18 protein-coding genes, 1 tRNA gene and 1 pseudogene are annotated in these 19,244 nt (G+C 43.7%); 5 read left to right on the top strand and 15 right to left on the bottom strand.

Translation table 11 applies throughout. The features are described 5' to 3' along the window. From WMO75_RS11125 to WMO75_RS11095, 7 genes are all read right to left on the bottom strand, one after another. A partial coding sequence (locus tag WMO75_RS11125; protein ID WP_349078028.1) for a hypothetical protein occupies positions 1 to 247 on the bottom strand: 247 nt, incomplete at its 3' end. Then, the gene (locus WMO75_RS11120) at positions 241 to 780 is read right to left on the bottom strand and encodes an RNA polymerase sigma factor (protein ID WP_118699214.1); all 540 of its coding nucleotides are present in this window, start codon (positions 778 to 780) and stop codon (positions 241 to 243) included. The genes WMO75_RS11125 and WMO75_RS11120, both read right to left, overlap by 7 nt. A gap of 110 nt (positions 781 to 890) precedes the next feature. Then, complete coding sequence (locus tag WMO75_RS11115) at positions 891 to 2,264, bottom strand: DUF6034 family protein (protein ID WP_118699235.1); 1,374 nt, start codon at positions 2,262 to 2,264, stop codon at positions 891 to 893. Between the two features lie 110 nt (positions 2,265 to 2,374). Further along, positions 2,375 to 3,634: a sensor histidine kinase gene (locus WMO75_RS11110; RefSeq protein ID WP_349078027.1), complete on the bottom strand. Its 1,260-nt coding sequence runs from the start codon at positions 3,632 to 3,634 to the stop codon at positions 2,375 to 2,377. A gap of 2 nt (positions 3,635 to 3,636) precedes the next feature. Further along, complete coding sequence (locus WMO75_RS11105; protein WP_118699216.1) at positions 3,637 to 4,296, bottom strand: response regulator transcription factor; 660 nt, start codon at positions 4,294 to 4,296, stop codon at positions 3,637 to 3,639. A gap of 205 nt (positions 4,297 to 4,501) precedes the next feature. Beyond that, positions 4,502 to 5,107, bottom strand: a complete 606-nt coding sequence (locus tag WMO75_RS11100) for a DUF1819 family protein (protein ID WP_118699217.1) — start codon at positions 5,105 to 5,107, stop codon at positions 4,502 to 4,504. Positions 5,108 to 5,121: 14 nt separating this feature from the next. Continuing rightward, positions 5,122 to 5,196: a helix-turn-helix domain-containing protein gene (locus tag WMO75_RS11095; protein WP_243111634.1), complete on the bottom strand. Its 75-nt coding sequence runs from the start codon at positions 5,194 to 5,196 to the stop codon at positions 5,122 to 5,124. Between the two features lie 92 nt (positions 5,197 to 5,288). Between WMO75_RS11095 and WMO75_RS11090 the strand changes: the two genes are divergently transcribed. Then, a complete protein-coding gene (locus tag WMO75_RS11090; protein ID WP_302247953.1) occupies positions 5,289 to 8,390 on the top strand; it encodes a hypothetical protein in 3,102 nt (1,033 codons plus the stop codon). Here WMO75_RS11090 and WMO75_RS11085 read toward each other — a convergent pair whose 3' ends face one another. Together WMO75_RS11085 and WMO75_RS11080 are read right to left on the bottom strand one after the other, a co-directional pair. Beyond that, positions 8,391 to 8,699: a hypothetical protein gene (locus tag WMO75_RS11085; RefSeq protein ID WP_118699219.1), complete on the bottom strand. Its 309-nt coding sequence runs from the start codon at positions 8,697 to 8,699 to the stop codon at positions 8,391 to 8,393. 172 nt (positions 8,700 to 8,871) lie between these two features. Beyond that, positions 8,872 to 9,039 (bottom strand): ribbon-helix-helix protein, CopG family, encoded by a 168-nt coding sequence (locus WMO75_RS11080; RefSeq protein WP_118699220.1) that lies wholly within the window; start codon positions 9,037 to 9,039, stop codon positions 8,872 to 8,874. 165 nt (positions 9,040 to 9,204) lie between these two features. Here WMO75_RS11080 and WMO75_RS11075 point away from each other — a divergent pair, with 165 nt between their 5' ends. Continuing rightward, the gene (locus WMO75_RS11075) at positions 9,205 to 10,488 is read left to right on the top strand and encodes a site-specific integrase (RefSeq protein WP_291580199.1); all 1,284 of its coding nucleotides are present in this window, start codon (positions 9,205 to 9,207) and stop codon (positions 10,486 to 10,488) included. 112 nt (positions 10,489 to 10,600) lie between these two features. Here WMO75_RS11075 and WMO75_RS11070 read toward each other — a convergent pair. Both WMO75_RS11070 and WMO75_RS11065 read right to left on the bottom strand, forming a co-directional pair. Further along, positions 10,601 to 10,674 (bottom strand) — tRNA-Arg (locus WMO75_RS11070). Positions 10,675 to 10,800: 126 nt separating this feature from the next. After that, positions 10,801 to 11,688, bottom strand: coding sequence for a LysR family transcriptional regulator (locus tag WMO75_RS11065; protein WP_118699222.1), 888 nt, complete (start codon positions 11,686 to 11,688; stop codon positions 10,801 to 10,803). 123 nt (positions 11,689 to 11,811) lie between these two features. Between WMO75_RS11065 and WMO75_RS11060 the strand changes: the two are divergent. The 3 genes and pseudogenes from WMO75_RS11060 to sdaAA form a co-directional block, all read left to right on the top strand. Next, positions 11,812 to 12,447, top strand: a pseudogene (locus WMO75_RS11060) (cation:dicarboxylate symporter family transporter); the annotation flags it as partial. A gap of 1 nt (position 12,448) precedes the next feature. Further along, entirely contained in the window at positions 12,449 to 13,117 is a 669-nt protein-coding gene (sdaAB, locus tag WMO75_RS11055; RefSeq protein ID WP_118699223.1) for an L-serine ammonia-lyase, iron-sulfur-dependent subunit beta, read from the top strand. Between the two features lie 18 nt (positions 13,118 to 13,135). After that, the gene (sdaAA, locus tag WMO75_RS11050) at positions 13,136 to 14,005 is read left to right on the top strand and encodes an L-serine ammonia-lyase, iron-sulfur-dependent, subunit alpha (RefSeq protein ID WP_118253711.1); all 870 of its coding nucleotides are present in this window, start codon (positions 13,136 to 13,138) and stop codon (positions 14,003 to 14,005) included. Between the two features lie 261 nt (positions 14,006 to 14,266). On the opposite strand, the gene WMO75_RS11045 is transcribed toward sdaAA, so the two are convergent. The 4 genes from WMO75_RS11045 to WMO75_RS11030 all read right to left on the bottom strand — a co-directional run bounded on the left by WMO75_RS11045 (position 14,267) and on the right by WMO75_RS11030 (position 19,211). Beyond that, a complete protein-coding gene (locus WMO75_RS11045) occupies positions 14,267 to 15,256 on the bottom strand; it encodes a hypothetical protein (RefSeq protein WP_349078026.1) in 990 nt (329 codons plus the stop codon). A gap of 186 nt (positions 15,257 to 15,442) precedes the next feature. Continuing rightward, positions 15,443 to 16,675, bottom strand: coding sequence for an ABC transporter permease (locus WMO75_RS11040; RefSeq protein ID WP_302700941.1), 1,233 nt, complete (start codon positions 16,673 to 16,675; stop codon positions 15,443 to 15,445). Further along, positions 16,675 to 18,498 carry an efflux RND transporter periplasmic adaptor subunit gene (locus WMO75_RS11035; RefSeq protein ID WP_349078025.1) on the bottom strand — a complete coding sequence of 608 codons (1,824 nt, stop codon included), beginning with the start codon at positions 18,496 to 18,498 and terminating at the stop codon, positions 16,675 to 16,677. Before WMO75_RS11035 ends, WMO75_RS11040 begins: the two co-directional genes overlap by 1 nt. After that, entirely contained in the window at positions 18,495 to 19,211 is a 717-nt protein-coding gene (locus WMO75_RS11030; RefSeq protein WP_022215216.1) for an ABC transporter ATP-binding protein, read from the bottom strand. The genes WMO75_RS11035 and WMO75_RS11030 overlap by 4 nt, the downstream gene beginning before the upstream one ends. Between the last annotated feature and the right edge of the window lie 33 nt (positions 19,212 to 19,244).

The following is a 19,244-nucleotide window of genomic DNA, read 5'->3' as shown; positions in this document are numbered from 1 at the left end:
CCTCCGATGGATCCAGTCTTTTCACCAGGTAATCATTCCATTTAAAGAACTCTTTTGCAGCCACAGTAACAGCCATAGCAGCACAGATCACCGCTGCCACAATTAATACACGGCCACGTATCTTCTTTCTCTTATATCTTTTACCTGCAACATCTGCTTTATCAATCTGCTGCAGCGTCTCTTCAAACTTTTCGTGAAAATCATACGGTACTTCTGGTGCTATATCTTTCCATTTATTTTCTAACATGGCATTTTCCCCTTTCCTGTCACTTTATCCGACATTTTACTGTTCTTCCTGGCAGTTGGTGGTTTTTCCTCATTAGAAAGCTGTTCTTTTAAAGAATCTCTTGCCCTGGAAAGTTTGCTTTTGATCGTTCCTGTCGGGATCTCCAGAATTTCACTAATCTCTTTTTGCGAAAAACCCTCTATATAATATAATGTTACCAAAATTCTCAAATCTTCCGGAAGTTCCATGATTGCCATATATAAATGATCATAACGATTTTCCTCAAACATTCTTGCATTATCCATATAATCTTCATATGGAATCACATTTTTTCGTCTTCGAAGAATCCCTTTACACTCATTGATCAGTATCCTGGTGATCCATGTTCGAAAAAATTTCTCTCTTTTTAATGTAGGAAGTTTTTCGTATGCTTTAAGAAGAGTTTCCTGTACCGCATCACCACAATCAGAGTCATTCTTCAAAATAGACTTTGATACATGATACAGCATGGCTTCTGCCTCCCGAACCTCCCTGATAAATGCATCTTTTGTCATAATATGTTTTCTCCTTCTGTCCGGCCGGATCTATATACGTTTTTGTTTTACACTAATTAGATGCATATACAGGCAAATTGGTTCTCGTAATAGCAGATTTTTATAAATATTTAGTTGTTTCCTGTAGAAACTGCCCACCCCGCCTGTACTCTTTGTATCACGCTGCCATCGCGTGCATCGATCGTAAGAAGCGAAACACCTGCATCATCCATCGTCACGTCTCCCATGACCAGTCCATCCTCCCCATTTCCGTACTTATACTCTGGTTCTTCGGATGTCCATGTTCCATAAAAATCCCACACTGGGATCAGGACTGCTTCGGTATTGCTGCCTTCACTGTCTGGCATGCGCATATAACCCAGCTGTACCTTTGTTATGGTTATCTCCGCGCTCTGTGCATCAATGGACGGATAACGGTAGTTGCTTCCTCCATCGACAGCAATCATCCGATTCTTGTCTTCTGTCATGACCTGCAAAGTGATCGTTTTTTCAAAGATATCCTTGACCTCATCAAAAGGAAGTAAGAACAGCCTCTCATCGGAAACATTCGATGCTTCAATGGGATTTCTATGTAAAAAGCTCTGAATTGTCCCACTACAAAAATCCATCGTCAGTACTTCATTTTCCCAACCTTCAGATTGTCCTTCATGAAGTGTTCCATCTTCGTTTTCCCATTCAAGGGCCTGCTCATTAACAGGCAGAGAGATTTCCCTTACATAATTAACCGGGATCCCGTCTAGCGCCCGTTCAAAAATAAAATCATCTTTTTCCAAAGTAGTGTTTCCTTCGGTAAGTGCTTTTGAAGAACTTTCAAATAGCTCCCAGTCTCCGGACACAAGACCTGAAACCTTCTCCTTTGCTTCCTTTTCAGACACTTTCCCGCTTCCTGCCTTTATATAATTTTGAAAGCGTTCTTCCCTTTCTTTTTTCTCGCTCGATGCCAGAGTCATGTCTCCACAATCGTCAAAAATAAACTTCGCTATTTGAAATCCAAGTTCCTCCACACCAGATTCCTGCTCACTCTTTACATAAGAGTACTGATAGGTCAGCCCATCTACTGTATACGTCCCCGCCTGTTCATTCTCATCGTTCTCTTCCTGCATGGGCTGTCCTTTGCCAAATGTATCTTTTATCTTGTTCTGTTCTTCTTCAGAAATCGCTACTCTCTTTACTTTTTTTAAACAGATCGTATCCACATCCGGCACTTTTACCGGTGCATCTGCTGTCAGAGTGAACTTCATCGGATTTTCTTTATCCTCCCGATCCGCCGATCTTAAATCCACCTGGATTATTGCCCGATAAGTTTCCGGTGCCTCTACCTGTTCTGCAACTGTTTCCTGAACTGTTTTCTTGTTCTCCTCTTTTTTCTGATCTGTTTCATCTTTTTCTTCTACAACAGCAGACTGGACAACACGGTCACATCCTGATACCGCCAGAAGATTCATACACAGAACGGCTCCCATAAACATTTTTATTTTCTTCATTCTTTTTCCGTCCTTTCCTTTCGGTATTAAAAAAGGTACCCTCTTCTTATAAGAAAAGAGTACCATATTGCCTTTCCAATGTATTCATCAAAATGTAAACAACTTGTAAATCAGAAGACAGCCCTTACCGTTGTCCCCTCTCCCGGCTGACTTTCGATCTGCAGGAATCCGCCATGAAGTTCTGCTACCTTCACACAGAGTGCCAGACCAAGCCCGGAGCCGCCTTCTTTTCGGCTTCGTGATTTGTCCACCATATAGAACGCATCTGTGATCTTTCCCAGTTCTTCCTCTGGGATCCCAATTCCAGTATCCGACACCTCAAAGATCTTTTTTCCAGCTTTCTCATAGGCCTTTACCCAAATGCTTCCACCAGCAACTGTAGCTTTTAGGGCATTGTCAATCAGATTTACCAGAAGACTTTCCATCAAAGCTGCGTCCATCTTCATGGAAAATGCTTCATATTCCGTCTTCAGCTGCACATTTTTCTTCTCTGCCGGTTCCCTTTCCATATCAATAACGTTCTTTAAAAGTTCACCTGCCGGAGTCATTTCCATCTGTATGGCATGGTTCTGATAAAGTCCCAGTAGCTGCAGCATTTTTCCCGAAAGAGCCTCCAGACGTTTTCCCTCCCGGTTGATATGTTCCAATGCCCTGTCTTTCTGTTCATCTTTTAGTTTTACATGACGCAGGGTATCCGAATAACCAATAATGGAGGTTAACGGTGTTCTCATCTCATGGGAAAGTGCTCCCATGAGCAGTTCCTGTTTCTCTGCCACCTCCTGCAGTTTCTCCATCCGTTCCACAGTCCTCTTCATCATCATATAAATAAAAAGTCCTGCAATCAGAAACACTGCCAAATAAATTCCAGTAAACCAGCCAGCTGTCTGCCTCAGCTCTGTAAAGAGTCCTGTGACTTCCCGAACAGAGAGGACGTCATATCCTTCTAGTTTAGATAAAACTACTTTTTGAAGAAGAAGATATTTCTTCCCCAGTTTCTGTATCTTGTAGGCATATGGATCATTTTCATTCTTCAGGCCCAGATTTTCAATTCCTACAACTTCATAATCTGTCAGGTTTTCAATGGCCGCATTACTTTTCTTATCGATCAACGCCATGCCCGCCCCACAGCATCGTTGGAATTGAAATCCCATATAGGCTTTCTTTCCGCTCTCTGACATCTGTTCATATTTGCTGTTGTCCCAAAATTGTTCCAGAAGTGTCTTCCCGTTTTCCAATTGTCTTCCGTAAGTCTCTGCTGCATTATTCAGCCTTCGGTTTCCTGTGACATAAATGCTTAATGCACCCACTGGGATCAGTGCGCACAATAAAGTTACCAGCATAAGAAGTACTGTCCGTTTCCACAGCTTCATACTTATTCCTCCAGACGGTATCCAAGCTTCGGGATCGTCTTGATCTCATCATAAAGTTCCAGTTTTTTTCTGAGCTGTCCGATATGAACATCTACCGTCCTGCTTTCCCCCAGGTAGTCTTCTCCCCAGACCCGTTTTAACAATTCTTCCCTTCCGAGGGCAATGTTTTTATTTTGGAGGAGCAGCACAAAGAGGTCATATTCCATTGGTTTCAGATTAACCGGAATCCCGTCTTTTAAAACCTGATGACTTTGCACATTCACCATAATATTCCGGATCATCAGAACTTTCCTGTCCCGTCCGGTCCTCTCCAGCACCTTCTCAATACGTACCAGAAGTTCCAGCATCTCAAAAGGTTTTACCATATAATCTTCCGCACCCAGCTTTAATCCCTTCACCTTGGAAGCCACATCATCCTTTGCAGTCAGGTAGAGTACCGGAATATCTTTCTTTTTAAAATCCTCCATCAGTGCAAATCCGTCTTTTCCCGGCAGCATGATATCCACCACTGCCATATCTGCATCCTCATGCCATAAGAGCAGCCGCTGGGCTTCTTCCCCATCATAAGCTGCCACAGTCTCATATCCTGCCGCTTCCAGATTCATACACAACAATTCTGAAATTGCACGGTCGTCCTCGATTACCAAAATTTTATTCTTCATTCCTGCTGCCACCTCTGGTACTTTTTTACAGTATAGCTTTTTTTATATCTCACGTCTATATGTATGGATATCTTATCCCTTTATCGGTACATTCCTATTCCCGCACTTAAAGCTACTAATTAATCATTCAACCTTTCATTTTCTCATTAGCATATTTCAGCAATTCATTATGTGAACTGTCAACTCCAGATAAAAAATATCCTCTTTACCTGATATTAATCCGTATCTTCTCTCCAACAGCTTTCCATTCGGAATCATCTGCTACATCGTACACTTTTCCTTCTTCTTCGGCATAGGTATCGTCATCTAAATCATACGTTTCAGTAATATTGCTTTCCATTACTCTGGCAATGATCTGTTTTAACTTTGTTATTGTAGTATCGATCCAGGAAGCTACGGTATCATTCTGTTCCTGCAAGCGCATAAAAAATGTATTCAAATCAATCTTGCCAAAAGACGTGTCCCTTAATCTGTACTTCTCGCCAATGACGGTCACCATAAATTCCCAGGCCAATCGGCTCTGCTTCATCAACGCATACAGACAAATCTGTTTTGCTACATCTGTTGGCTGTGATGCAATCGCAGAAACCAGTGAGTCATCTTCCAGTGCATGAAGCCGTTTGATACAAGCTTTTGCTATGCGTGTGATAGATTTTTCCGTTGGGTACTGAAAAAGATTCTGCTCTACAATTTCTTTCACAATCGCATCATCTGAATTTCCTTCTGCCATTAGCTTTGCGATAGAACGCATCTCGTAGAAAAGGAACGGTTCTCTGGTCAAAGACGCAATATAACGATAAGAATGATCCATACTACCGTACCTCCTTACTGTTCCTCTTTTTTATCTGGAACAAATTCCATGATGTCTCCAACATCACAATTTAATACAGAACAAACAATTCACCACAAACAATTACTCTTCAACCAGCAATACTTTTTCGCTTAAGACCCATGTAGAAATTACATATTAAGAAATAAAAGGAGTTTGCATTATGAGAAAGCTTTTAGCAGACACTTCTATTTCTAACAATCCAAAGATTATAGAAGAATTAAAAAAAGCTGGATGGAAATCCACCACAGCTTATCGCCAGGAAAAAGGAACTCGTTGTTATCAATTTGGTGTTTTATACAGGTTTGAAAATTCATCCGTTCTTAAACAGACAAGTTATTCAAAACGCGTAACTGATAAACAAGTTACGCATTACGCCACAGGAAAAACCGCAGAGAATAAGGCTTTTGAAGCGGGTTCAAACCTGACTATGGGAAACCCATCGTCCCGGTTTGAACCCCCGTATCCTGATATTGCATTTTCTTTCAGCACGTTACCTTCCATAAAGAATATGCTTTCAAACGAGTTCCGCATCACCATTGCCCTTGATACCGAATATGTTACAGGTTCTGCGGATGATGAGATTTCTCGCGAAATTATCACCTGGCAGTTTGCATTCTGGAATCCTGTTAATATAGATCAGATTGTGGAAGTTATCTTCTACTCTCTCAATGGTAACAGACTTCCTCTTTCTTTTGCCCTGTCATGGATGATTGAGAACTTCCATTTAACGAATTATCCTCAGGTATCTCTTTCCGAAAAGGGCATTGACTATCGCGAAACACAACGTTGGGTTTCTCATTCGCGAAAGTCTGGAAAAGACTCTCATAACTATGCCAGACAGATTTACTCTACTTCAAAAGAAGCAATAGAATGTTGTGATAATCCTGCTGAGAAAGAGGCTCTGTTGAACTGTAACCTTAACAGGCAGGACAAGAACTACAATCCTTCTGACCAGTCTGCCTGGTGCTTGGGATATTACAATTCCTTCGGTGACTCTGATAAATCTGCTATTCCCGTAACATTGATCTGCCACTCAAACAAAGCAGATCTTACTTCTTTTGATTTAACAGGATGGAATTTTTTACATAAGTTGAAGGATATACAAGGTGGGATGCTTTCCCTGAAACCGCAGTATATCCACCCTCGCACCTGTTCATGGCACTGGCGTTTTTATCCCATTCAGATCAGTTTCCGTGATACGTTATGCTACGCACCACCAAAAAAGAAAAAACTTGAACACCTTGGTAACATCGTTAACATATATAAACATGAAATATCCAAAAAGGAACTTGCTGACATGAGCTCTTTCCTTCTTTCTAACCCCGTTAAGTATATGGAATATGCCATAACAGACAGTATCATCGTACTTCAATATTCCACAGCTTTATGGGGGCAAAACCAAACTATGCCTTTGACCGTTTCCTCTGCTGCAGTGCGATCGGCCGTACCACAGCTTTCAAAAGCACTTAATGTTCTTCCTGATAATGCAAATGATTTTGACAGGAAATTCAGAGGACTGACCAGAATCTCTCATGGACGTCAGTTAATCATAAATAAATACAATAAACCTTCTTACATAGAAGATACCTCTCTGGTCCCATTAAATGATGACTGCAGAATCTTACATGAGTATGCCAAAAACGCATATCATGGTGGGTATAATGGATCTTCTATCATTGGATATTATGATAAGGTCACTACATATGACTATGATCTGATAAATGCATATCCTACCTGTATGTGTCTGGTACCTGATGTAGACTGGTGTAATTCTGTTGTTATTCAACGTGAAATATATAATCGCCCGATTATACTACAGGATTTTCGAACACCTTTTGATCCTATGTTTGGTTACATAAGGTTCCGCTTTCCGGAATCCGTCAAGTACCCTTGCATCCCTGTTTCAGTGGAAGGCTGTCTCATTTTTCCTCAATCATCAGAGGGCTTAGACGGTGTTTATGCTTCAGGACCTGAAATCTATCTTGCCCTCCGGCTGGGAGCTGAAATCACAGCCGTCCGTGTATATGTTGGTACTGTTTTAGTAGATGATGACCTTCAGATATCCCACAGTCTCTACCATACTGTCAAACAACTTGTAGTTGATCGCAAATGTGTACAGGACACCATTGGAAAAGGCACCATTCCGGATTTTCTGCTGAAAACAGCAGTTACTTCTTTGTATGGAAAAACTGCTCAGGATGTTGTAGAAAAAAGCTCCTGGGATGCTTATAAAGAAATAATGCAAAATATTGGTGGCTCCCGGATCACTTCCCCTGTACATGCCTGTCTCACCACCGCTGGTGTACGATGCTGCCTTATCGCTGCCATGAATCAGTTAAATACTCTTGATTATAACTGTTTCAGTGTGACCACTGACGGTTTCATAAGTGACGCCCCTTCTGAGGTTGTATACAGGCTGAATCTGTTTGGTTTTGCAAGATTGTTTCAGGAAGCCCGCCTGAAATTAACAGACAATCGCAGTTCAGACATCTGGCAACTGAAACATCAGCAATCTGATCTGCTTAATATAACTACGCGTGGAAATGTATCACTCGCTCCTGATGGCGTCTGTGCTCACAATAGTTATTCTACAGGGTACACACCTGATTCTTATGAGGACAGGCTTGCCTTTATGACTAAAGTTCTCTCCCGAACAGGTCCTTTATCCTGTACCACAAAAAAATTCACTGGATTTCGTGATCTGGCAAAAAATAATGATGCTAAAGATTTTAGTGCAACAGACATCACCCGCTCCATTCGAATGGATTTTGATTTAAAAAGACTTCCAGATCCGCAAACATTCCATACAGTATATCCCGTGATAAATGAAACCACTTATGAAATAGCAAATTTTGAAACACGACCTTATACATCAATCGAACAATACAGAAAATATAAGTCAATTGGTAACAGCTGTGTGGTTCTCCGCACTGAGAATGACTGGTCTGTTTTCTTTAGGAAATCTTATGCAAAAAAAGGCGGAAGTGAGCATCATATTGCCGATCATGATGCGTACGCCTTCCGCCAGTTATTTACCATTATTATGGGATACCGTCTCAGGATGTGGGATATTCCATATCTGAGTAATAATAAGCTTTCTGTTAATCAGGTTCTTGACTGGATAAACAAATTCAATCCTTCCTCTCGGGTCTTCAAAAAATCCGACTGGAAAAATGCACGGAATGCAATGCGTGCTGCTCAGATGTTAACCATGCAGGAAGTCTCTGATTTGTTTACAAAAATGCAGTGTATAATGTTGTAACTACTCTACAACATCATCCACCACAACTTCTGCAGGAGATTCTTTAATATCTCTTGCCTGAAGTTTAGTATCGTATTCTGCCAGCGCGCTAACTGCCTTTTTAATTGCTGCATCCGCAGCTTCGATATAATCGGAAAGAATAGCCGCGCATTTGACAATTTCCTGACTTTCAAAATCATACTGAAGAGCATTCTTTGCGTGCTTTGTCTTTTCACCTGCTTTAGTAGAAATCTGTGTTGTCAGGTATCTCATCTTGTCGATCTGGATAGTCGTCTCATCCAGTTCAGTGATTAAAAGATCAAGTTCCATATGATTGACTCCTTTTGTACATAATCGGCTGTCAGATTTTTTCTCCGGCAGCAGTTAATAAGTTGCCAGAAGCCTCCCCACGGTGCTATAATCAGATTTAGCTGCAGGGAAACTCCTGTGGCAGACTCATATAAACCAGTTCACTATCTTGTCAGGGCAGTTGGACTGGTTTTTAATTTTTCGGCAAATGCTCATCTAATACACGTCTTATTGCTTCAGCTTTGGTAATATTATTATCATCTGCATATTTAAGCAATCGATCATAGAGCTTATCATCTACTCTCACTTTCAGATCATGATTTTTCAACGCATCTGTCGGTCTGCCAGTGCGTGGACTCAATTTAATTTCACCTCCCAACTTTTGAGTTCCATAAATACATTATATACTTTTGAGTTCCAAATTTCAACTAAATTTACTACAAAATTATACAATTAAAAAGCACCTTCCTTTTTCAGACACCCTGCATCTTAAAATCACATATTAAAGATAAAAAGGTGATTAACTATGCAGACTGAAGTAAAAAAATCAAGACTGGAAAATCTTTTTATCGATGGTACAATTGATGAGGAAACGGTAGCGGATATTGAAAAAATGCTAACCAGAAAAAAAGTAGAAAAACTTCACAAGTACACAATCTTTTACAACGAGAAAAGAGATGCCTGGTACACTGCCAATCCCCAGAACTACGACAAACGGATTCAACGAAAAACCCGCGGTGAATTGTTGGATGCATTAAAACCATACTATATAGAATCCACTTCTGTTTGCCTGCAGGATATTTTCGAAGAATGGCTCGCCTACAAAAGAACTATCACTGACAGTCCTAACACTATTTGTGCCCACCGAAAACACTGGAGAAGATTTTTTGATGGAACTGATTTTTTTCAGATACCCTTACAGGAAATAAAGGTCTCGGATATCAATTCCTGGGCCAACCAGTTGATCAAAAAATATAATTTATCCAGTCACGCCTGGCAGACGATAAAAACCATTCCAAAACAGATGTTTGAGTATGCGAAAGACCATGGATATATTGCCCGTAATCCATTTCCTGAACTCAAGGTAACCGTTAAATTCCGTCAGGTGTCTAAGCCAACCAGTGAAACTCAGGTTTACAATACCAACGAATATCATAATATCATTGAGGATCTCTGGAAATCATATGATAAGAAACATGAACCGCGCTTTTTATCCATCGTTTGCAATTTTCTGATGGGATTACGTGCCGGAGAATTGTGTGCACTCCGCTGGCGAGATCTTGACATGAAGAAATGGGAAATATCGATTGTACAGGAAATGGTACATATGAATGCCACAGAGCTGAGTAATCCTTATTATGATGTGTATAAGGCTTCCGGACAAATTGTTATTCTTCCTGGTCAGGAAGGCAGAAAGGGCGTGTATGTATTACTTGATCATACCAAGACTCATACAGAGCGTGTCATTCCAGTTGTGCATAAAGCTCAGGAGATTTTCCAATTATTAAGAGCCAATGCTCCTGATGCCAGACCTGATGACTTCATCTTTGGATATGGCAGCAAATATTTAAATCTCCGTTCAATTAACAGTATGCTGGAATATGCCTGCAAACACATCAGTACTGACGTGAAGCGCAGTCATAAACTGAGAAAGACTTACGCAAGCCGCCTGAACGCAGCCGGTCTTCCCCTTGATCAGATTCGTGCTTGCCTCGGTCACAGCAACACCGCAACAACATTAGGGTACATATACAATCCACTGACTCCGGAGGAAAGTCTGAGTATCATGGAAAAGGCATTTGCCAGCTGATTTCACCCGAAATTTCCTTGTCACAGGAAGTCACAGGTTCGAACTCAAATTCACAAACACAAAAAAAGCCGGAAACCATTGATTTTTCAAGGTTTCCAGCCTTTCACTGAAGCGTGCGTTAGAGGATTCGAACCCCCGACCTTTTGGTCCGTAGCCAAACGCTCTATCCAGCTGAGCTAAACGCACATCTCTTTTGTTTTGTGAGTACTTGTCGCTCACAACAAAATGTATTTTATAGTATAACTGTCATTTTGTCAACACTTTTTTTGAAAAAAATTTATTTTTTTTATTTTTATATTTTGAAGGTGCATTTCAGGCATTTTCGGACTCGGTTATGAGGCGGATGAATTCACTCATTTCGCGGGTTTTGTACTTGTTTTTATGATAGAAGATCTGGCGGTACATGGAAATATCAATGTCGGTCACGTCAAGCATGGCAATCCGGCCGCTGCGGATATATTTCTCCACTGCAAAATATGGAAGGAACGAAAGTCCGTCATTTCGCTCCACCATCTTAATGATAAATTCCGTATCGCTGATCTCAAGGACAGGATCCAGCGTGCGGTTCCCAAGCGCAAGATGCTGATCCAGCGCCTGCCTGTAGTTCGCATTTTTTTCCGTCAGAAAAAAAGGTTCTCCCAGGATATCCTGAAGCACCATTTCCTTCCTCAATGCAAATTCAGAATTTACAGATGCAACAAAAACGATCGGCTCTGCTGCCTCCATGACCTTGATCCATTCCTTATTCCAGCGCGGCGTGTCCAGGATATAGATAAGATCCAGTTCATTGTGCTCCATCATACGGATCAGCTTCTCCGGTGAATCCAGCGTGATCTGTATGTTCACCTTCGGATAAAGCGTATGAAACTGGCTCAGGATACGTGGAAACTTCGCTGTGCACAGAGATTCGATCGTACCAATATGAAGCGGATTCTCAAGCTCCCTGTCCTCATTCATCGTCATTATCGTCCTGTTCATTTCATAAAGGATACGGTTGGCATGCTCCAGGAAACGCTTCCCCTGCGGCGTAAGGCTGACTTTCTTACCCATACGGTCAAACAGCTTCGTACCGAGTTCTTCCTCCAGAAGCCGGATCTGGACCGTAATGGCAGACTGTGAATATCCCATAGTCTCCGCTGCCCTGGAAAAACTTCCAAGTCTCGCAACATGAACAAAAGACTGCACCTGACGGATCTCCATGACGCCCTCCCTCTTATTATGAAAAATTTTCAACCATGTCATAAATACTATGAATTTGCTTCATTTATATGTTGATGATACAATACACTCACGAAGACGTCAATCGTATTTTTATGCAAAATCAGCAAAACTTTCTCGATCCTTGGAATCCTCTGGAAAGTTTTCCTTGTTGTTATCGCAATGCATCTGATCTGCATTTTTATCCAGTTCACGATCGCAGGTTCTGTCAGCAAGAAAAACCCTCTGACCCTTATAAAAAACCAGGTTCCTGGGTATACTACAGCTCTTGGAACACAGTCCTCTGCTGCAACGATCCCGGTCAATCTGCAGTGTGCAGAAGCTGACGGCGTGTGCTCCCAGATCCGTAACTTCGTTGTACCACTTTGTGCAAACATCCATATGGCAGGTTCCATGATCACGATCACCGCATGTGCAGCTGCTGTCTGTCTGATGAACCAGCTTCCGATCAGTCTCGCAACTGTCATTCTGTTCATCATGACACTCGGCATCGCAATGGTTGCTTCCCCGGGAGCTCCTGGCGGTTCCATCATGACTGCTCTTCCGTTCCTGTACATGGTATTCGGCGCAGAAGCCGGAGATCCGGAAGGCGCGATCTGCGCCATCATGGTTGCACTTTACATCACACAGGATTCCTTCGGAACAGCCTGCAACATTTCCGGTGACAACGCTATCGGTATCATCGTAGACACTATTTATAAGAAATTTATCTTAAAAACACCACAGCCACAGGAGAATTAAAATGTCTTTTATCAGCGTATTTGATGTAATGGGACCAAACATGATCGGTCCTTCCAGCTCCCACACAGCCGGAGCTGCCCGCATTGGTTTTCTCGCACAGAAAATGATCAATGGTCCACTGAAAAAAGTTGAATTTACACTGTATGGATCTTTTTCCAGAACTTACAAAGGACATGGTACTGACCGCGCACTGCTCGGTGGTATTATGGGATTTTCCACAGACGATATGCGTATCCGCAACTCCTTTGAGATTGCAGAAAAAAAAGGACTCGAATTCACCTTTACGCCAAATAAGCTGGAAACAGATATCCATCCAAACACTGTTGACATCCATATGGTCAACGAAAGCGGTCAGGAAATGACCGTCCGCGGAGAATCTCTCGGAGGCGGCAAAGTCCGCATCGTAAGGATCAATTCCGTACAGGTTGATTTCACGGGCGAATACAGTGCCGTGATCGTAACTCATCAGGACAAACCGGGCGTTGTGGCATACATCACCAAATGCCTCAGCGACCGAAACGTAAACATCGCTTTTATGCGTCTTTTCCGCGAATCCAAAGGCGAGATCGCCTATACGATCGTGGAATCTGACGGACGTCTTCCGGAGGATATCGGAGTCACGATCCGCCAGCACGAAAATATCCACGAAGTCATGATCGTGCAGATGTAAGGAAGGAGATTTTTTATCATGGATTTTAAAAATGCAAAAGAACTTCTGACGCTCTGCCAGGATCATCAGCTTCCGATCTCTGAGATCATGCGCCAGAGGGAGATTATTGTCGGTGAGACGACCGACGAGAGTGTAAATTCACGGATGGCACGTGTCCTTGAGATCATGAAAGATGCCGCTTTTTCCCCGGTCAAAACCCCTGTCAAATCTATGGGCGGACTGATCGGCGGTGAAGCACAGAAGCTTTCCAGGCATCTTGCTTCCGGTAAAGGGATCTGTGGAAATGTCCTGGAAAAAGCAATCACCTACGCAATGGCGACTCTGGAGACAAACGCTTCCATGGGACTGATCGTAGCCTCTCCTACTGCCGGCTCTGCCGGTATCGTTCCGGGACTTCTTCTTGCACTTCAGGAAGTTTATGATTTCTCTGACGAGGATATCCAGAAAGCACTTTTTAATGCTGGCGCAATCGGATATCTTGCCATGCGAAATGCAACCGTTGCCGGTGCTGTCGGTGGCTGTCAGGCAGAGACAGGTGTTGCAGCTGCCATGGCCGCTTCTGCCGCTACAGAACTGATGGGCGGTACGCCACTGCAGTGTACCTACGCCGCTTCTACCGTGCTTATGAACATGCTCGGGCTTGTATGTGACCCGGTTGGCGGTCTGGTGGAATATCCGTGCCAGAACCGAAATGCTTCCGGTGTTGCGATTGCACTGGTCGCTGCGGAAATGTCCCTCGCAGGCATCACACAGCTTATCCCTCTCGATGAAATGATCACGATCATGTTCACCGTAGGCAAAAAGCTTCCTGCGGAATTGAGAGAAACTGCACTTGGCGGCTGTGCAACCGCGCCGTCTGCTTGCGAATCCTGCCATATGTGCGGGTGATATTTACTGATATCAAGACAGACAAATGACCGGGATCAAAAACTCTCCCGGTCATTTTGTCTGTCAAATACTGTTCACTACGTTCACAGTATTTGTCAAAATGCATTCCACATCACCTTCGGTGATAGCATTTTGCCCCGTATGTCTCGGGATTTTGCCATGTCTATGGCAAAACACCTCGCGGGATATTACCTGTGAACAGTACCTGCCTGTTAATTATGCGGATTTCTATGTCAAATTCAGATAATGTCGACTGTTTTATTATTCAGCGTCAGCGCTGTCATCTGTTGTCTCTGCAGCTTCGCTGTCGTCTTTGGATGCGTCATCTTTTTTATCATCTGCCGGTGCTGCATCTTCTTTTGCTTCTGGTGCACCTGCATTCATTACAACAACTGCTGTTGCATTTCCATCTGCATCAAGAGTAACTTTGATGGTATCACCAACTTTGATGTCTGAGAATGCGATTGCTTCTGTCTTCATCTCCGGAGCTTTTGTATCGTCTGGTTTTGCATCTTTGTCAGATGCATCTGCGGATTCGTCTGTTGTTTCATCTGCAGCACCTGCATCTGTGCTGTCGCTGTCTGCTGTTTCATCTGTGGACTCTGTGTCTGCGGACTCATCTGTAGAGTCTGTGTCGTCTGCTTTGGCGTCCTCGCTGTCAGCATCCTTGGAATCATCTGCTTTCTGATCATCTGCCGGTGCTTCGTCCGGTTTTTCTGGCTGAGCTTCCTTCTCGTAAGTTGTAGTGTCTGTTACTGTGATCGTCTGAGATTCTCCTGTCAGATCCAACATGGATGGAGCTTCGCCCTTGTCATCTGGAGCTTCTGCATCTTTCTCATCAGCTGCTGCCTCGTCTGTGCTGTCGGATTCATCTGTAGAGTCTTCCTCTGTATCTTTGGAATCATCTGCTTTTTCATCTTTGCTGTCATCAGCTTTCTCGTCCTTGGAATCGTCAGCCTTTGCATCTTTATCTCCAGCGTCTTTGCCATCCTCTGGTTTTTCACCATCCGGCTGCTGTCCTTCTTTTGGAGTTCCTACATTGATCGTAATGCTGTCCTCTCCGACTTCTGTAACTTCACCGTAAACTTCTGTAGCTTCTGCCTCATCTGTAGTTGTATCTGTGGAATCTGCGCTCTCGTCCTCTGCTGCAGCCTCTGTTGTCTCAGCAGTATCACTTGCTGCATATGCCATATTTACAGAAGTCAGTGCCATTGTCAGTCCTAATACCATTGCTGCATATTTACGTTTCATAATAATCAATTCCTCTCTTCTATTTTAATTTTGATTTTTTGTTTTGCTTTCTGTTGCTTACAGCTAACAATATAGGCTGGATTTGTGACCCTTATGTGATAAAAATAAGGAGATTTTATGAAATCGGTCACATTTTTTGCACAAAAAATCCTTCACCTCGGGAAAGATGAAGGATCTTCGTTATATTTAATTTCGTCTCAGTGCCTCGATCGGGCTCAGTTTTGCGGCTTTTCTTGCAGGGTAGATTCCAAAGAAAACACCTACCGCGCAGGAGAACAAAGTCGCTGCCAGCACGACTGTCGGGCTGATTCCCGGTGAGATTGCCATTCCCATGCTATTACTCATGACCGTACAGATTCCATATGCCGCCAGCACACCGAGCAGGATTCCGATCAGGCCACCGATGACTGTCAGGATCGCTGCTTCTGCAAGGAACTGCAGCATGATAGAAGCAGTCTTGGCTCCAAGAGATTTACGGATACCGATCTCCCTCGTTCGCTCTGTGACAGACACAAGCATGATATTCATGACACCGATTCCACCGACAAGAAGAGAAATTCCGGCCACAAAAGAAATAAAAGTCGTGACCATGCCAAGCATCTCGTTCATAGATTTCATGATATCCTGGAAACTCTCAACCTGGAAATAATCTTCTCCGGCACACTGATGGCGTTTTTCCAGCAGGTGAACGATCTGATCTGCAATCCCCTGGGAATCCTGTGTTTTGTCTGCCTGGACAGTGATCGAATAAAATTCATCAGATCCTACAACCAGATCATCCATGGATGAATACGGGATATTCACCGTAACCGGCATTCCATCATAAGTATAACTTACAAAAGTTCCATTTTCTTTCTGAGTCGTGACACCTATGATACGAAATGATTTGGAAGAATCATAACAGGTGATATCAAGGCTCATACCCACGACATCATCTGTGCCAAACAGTCTTTTGGCATCGGAATCGGAAATGACACAGACGTTTTTGCCCTCCTCGGTCTCCTGCTCTCCGAAATAATTTCCGTATTTCATTTCAGAGTTATTGATCATTTTGGCATCCGGGCCCTCGCCGGTTAACATAATAGAAAAAGTACCCTTGCCAGTCACAGTCTCACCGTCATAACTGTTTGAAACACTGACTCCCTCTACATCATCCAGTTTACGGACTTCCTGCACATCTTCCGGTGTGATCCATTCGTCCTCTGTCATGGCATCACTGCTGACGCTGATCGCGATCTTGCCGGCACCGATCCCGTCGATCTCACTGTTCATCTGATTCTTGGTTCCCTCACCGATAGAAACGATCGCAATAACCGAGGCAATACCTATGATGATTCCAAGCATGGTCAGAAAAGAACGTCCTTTATTTGCGCGGATGTTCTGGACTGCCATTTTTATGTATTCATACAATCCGCCCATCAAGCACCTTCTTCTGTTTCTGTAACCACATCTTCTGCATCGGCAGGAACAGCATCTGTTCCATCGGCACCTTCTGCGCTGGCATCCACGGCCTGTGCAGTCATCCCTTCCTGCAGGGAACCGATATCACGGATCACCTGTTCATCTGCCTCAATGCCATCCGTTACCTCGATATAATCATCAGAACTTATGCCTGTTGTGATATCTTTTCTGGTGATCACACCATCTTCAAGGATATAACAGAAAGAACCTTCTTTGCCAATATTGACAACTTCGGACGGCAGAACGACAACATTCTCCGCTTTCTGTGCCTGGATCGTTACTTTGGCATCTACACCGAGAAAAATATCTTCGTCCGGATTTTTGATACGGATATCTGCTGAGATCAGGGATGCGCCTTTTTCATTCTGCGTCGCAATGTGGCTGACCTTGATAACTTCGCCTTCGTATGTTTTTCCTGCAAGTGTGATCTGTGCGCTCTGTCCTTCCTGAACCTTGTCGTAGTCATACTTGGAAATGTTTACCGTTACATCTACTTTATCTGTATTCTGCAGAGTAAAAAGTTCTGTACCAAGTGCTGTTGTAGAGCCTTCCACAACGGCAACCTTTGTCACTACGCCGTTAAAATCTGCGTGGATTCCTTTTTTGGCTGCTTCTACCAGTTCCTTGGCTGACATCTGATCCAGTTCTGCGAGGTTGTTGGTGATCTCCATTTTTTCTTTTTCTTCTTCGGTCACAGCTCCCGGGTCTGCTTCTGCAGTTGCTTCTTCACTGGACAGTTTGGACTGGAGCTCTGCAAGATCGCTGCTGGCTTTTTCCAGCTCAGATTCCAGAGCAGAGGTATCTGCTGTTACTGTCGCGGTTTCTGTAGTATCCGAAAAATCAGAGGATGTTTCTGTCTTGGTTCCATCTGACACGATTGCAGAACTTTCTCCTGTGTAATCAGATAACACCGGTGCTTCCGGCTTCTGTGCCTTATAATCTTCGTAGTCACGCTTTGCGTCCTGATATGCAATCTGTGACTCACTCCGTAACTGTTCTGCAATGGAAAGTGCATCTGCATTTTCGTCCGTCTGATCCGCCGACCAGGTCTGAAAAGCCATCTGATACTCACTCTCGGACTGATTGTATTCCTGAAGAGTCTGATTCATCGTATTGTTAAGTTCATTCAGCGTATTCTGATATGCCGGGAGTGTTTTGTTCTGATATGTACTGAGGTCGGCTGCATATTCCTGCTGGATTTTCTGCTGTGCAGCTTCCTGGGCGGCCTGCGCCTCGGCTGCTTTTCTTGCAGATTCTGCTGCTGCCTGTGCCTGTGCATTGGCTGTTACCTGAGAAATCTGTGCCTTAAGGCTCGCCACATAATCTTCCTGCGCTGCCACCTGCTGTTTCAGGCTTGACGCATTACCTGCGGCATCTTTCTGTTTCTGAACTGCCTTGTCCGATTTGTTGATCGTATTGGTCATGTCCAATTTCCCGGACTCTACGTTCAGATCAGCTTTTTTCTGCTCTCTTTCGAGATCCTTTTTGTCAAAAGCCACCAGCTCTGTTCCGGCTTTGACGGTGTCGCCCTCTTTGAAATCGACCTTGTCTACTTTGGCATTCACCGGAGAAAAATATGTCTTGGATTCTTCGCTGACTACAGTTCCGCTTGCCTCCACGGTCTGCTGGACATCACCGATCTCGGCTTTTACCACCTCAACCTGTGGAACTGCCTCCTCGCCGGATGACCTGCCTCCCAGGACAGATACGCCGCCCACTGCCACAACTGCGATCACGCCTGCACCGATCAGCAGTTTCTTTTTGGATTTTTTCTTCTTCATGCCTCTGCCTCCTGGTCAAAATCCTCATTTATTGTGTCGGATTCGATTTTTCCGTCCATGATACGTACCACACGGCGTGCCTGAGCCGCAATTCCATTGTCATGTGTGATCAGGATCACGGTTCGTCCTGACTTGTGCATCTTTTTGAGGATCGCAAGGATCTCCCTGCTGGATGCGGAGTCCAGGTTTCCGGTCGGCTCATCTGCCAGGATCACCGGCGGCTGTGCGGCAATGGCTCTCGCGATCGCAACTCTCTGCTGCTGACCACCGGACATTTCACTTGGCTTATGATCCATACGTTTCTCCAGACCGACCAGTTTGAGCGAATCTACGGCAAGCTGGTGTCTTGTTTTCTTGTCTGTGCCTCTGTAGATCAGGGGAAGTTCTACGTTTTCGATCGCGTTCAGATTTGCGATCAGGTTAAAGCCCTGGAAGATAAAACCGATCTCACGGTTTCGCACTTCTGAGAGTTCATTGTCCGTCATTTCGGACACATCTGTTCCGTTAAGATAATATCTGCCGGAAGTCGGAACATCAAGGCATCCGAGCATGTTCATAAACGTGGATTTGCCAGAACCGGACTGTCCGATGATCGCTACCAGTTCTCCCTTTTTGATCTCCAGGCTCACATGATCCAGAGCACGCACTTCGTTTTCTCCAGGATTGTAAATCTTGCATAAGTCTTCTACTTTGATCAGTGTATCGTTGTCCATAAATCCTCCTCTGGTGCCCCTTCATGGAGCCTG

Source organism: Blautia intestinihominis (assembly GCF_040096655.1).
GTDB lineage: Bacteria > Bacillota > Clostridia > Lachnospirales > Lachnospiraceae > Blautia_A > Blautia_A intestinihominis.
This window is presented reverse-complemented; position numbering and strand designations above follow the sequence as displayed.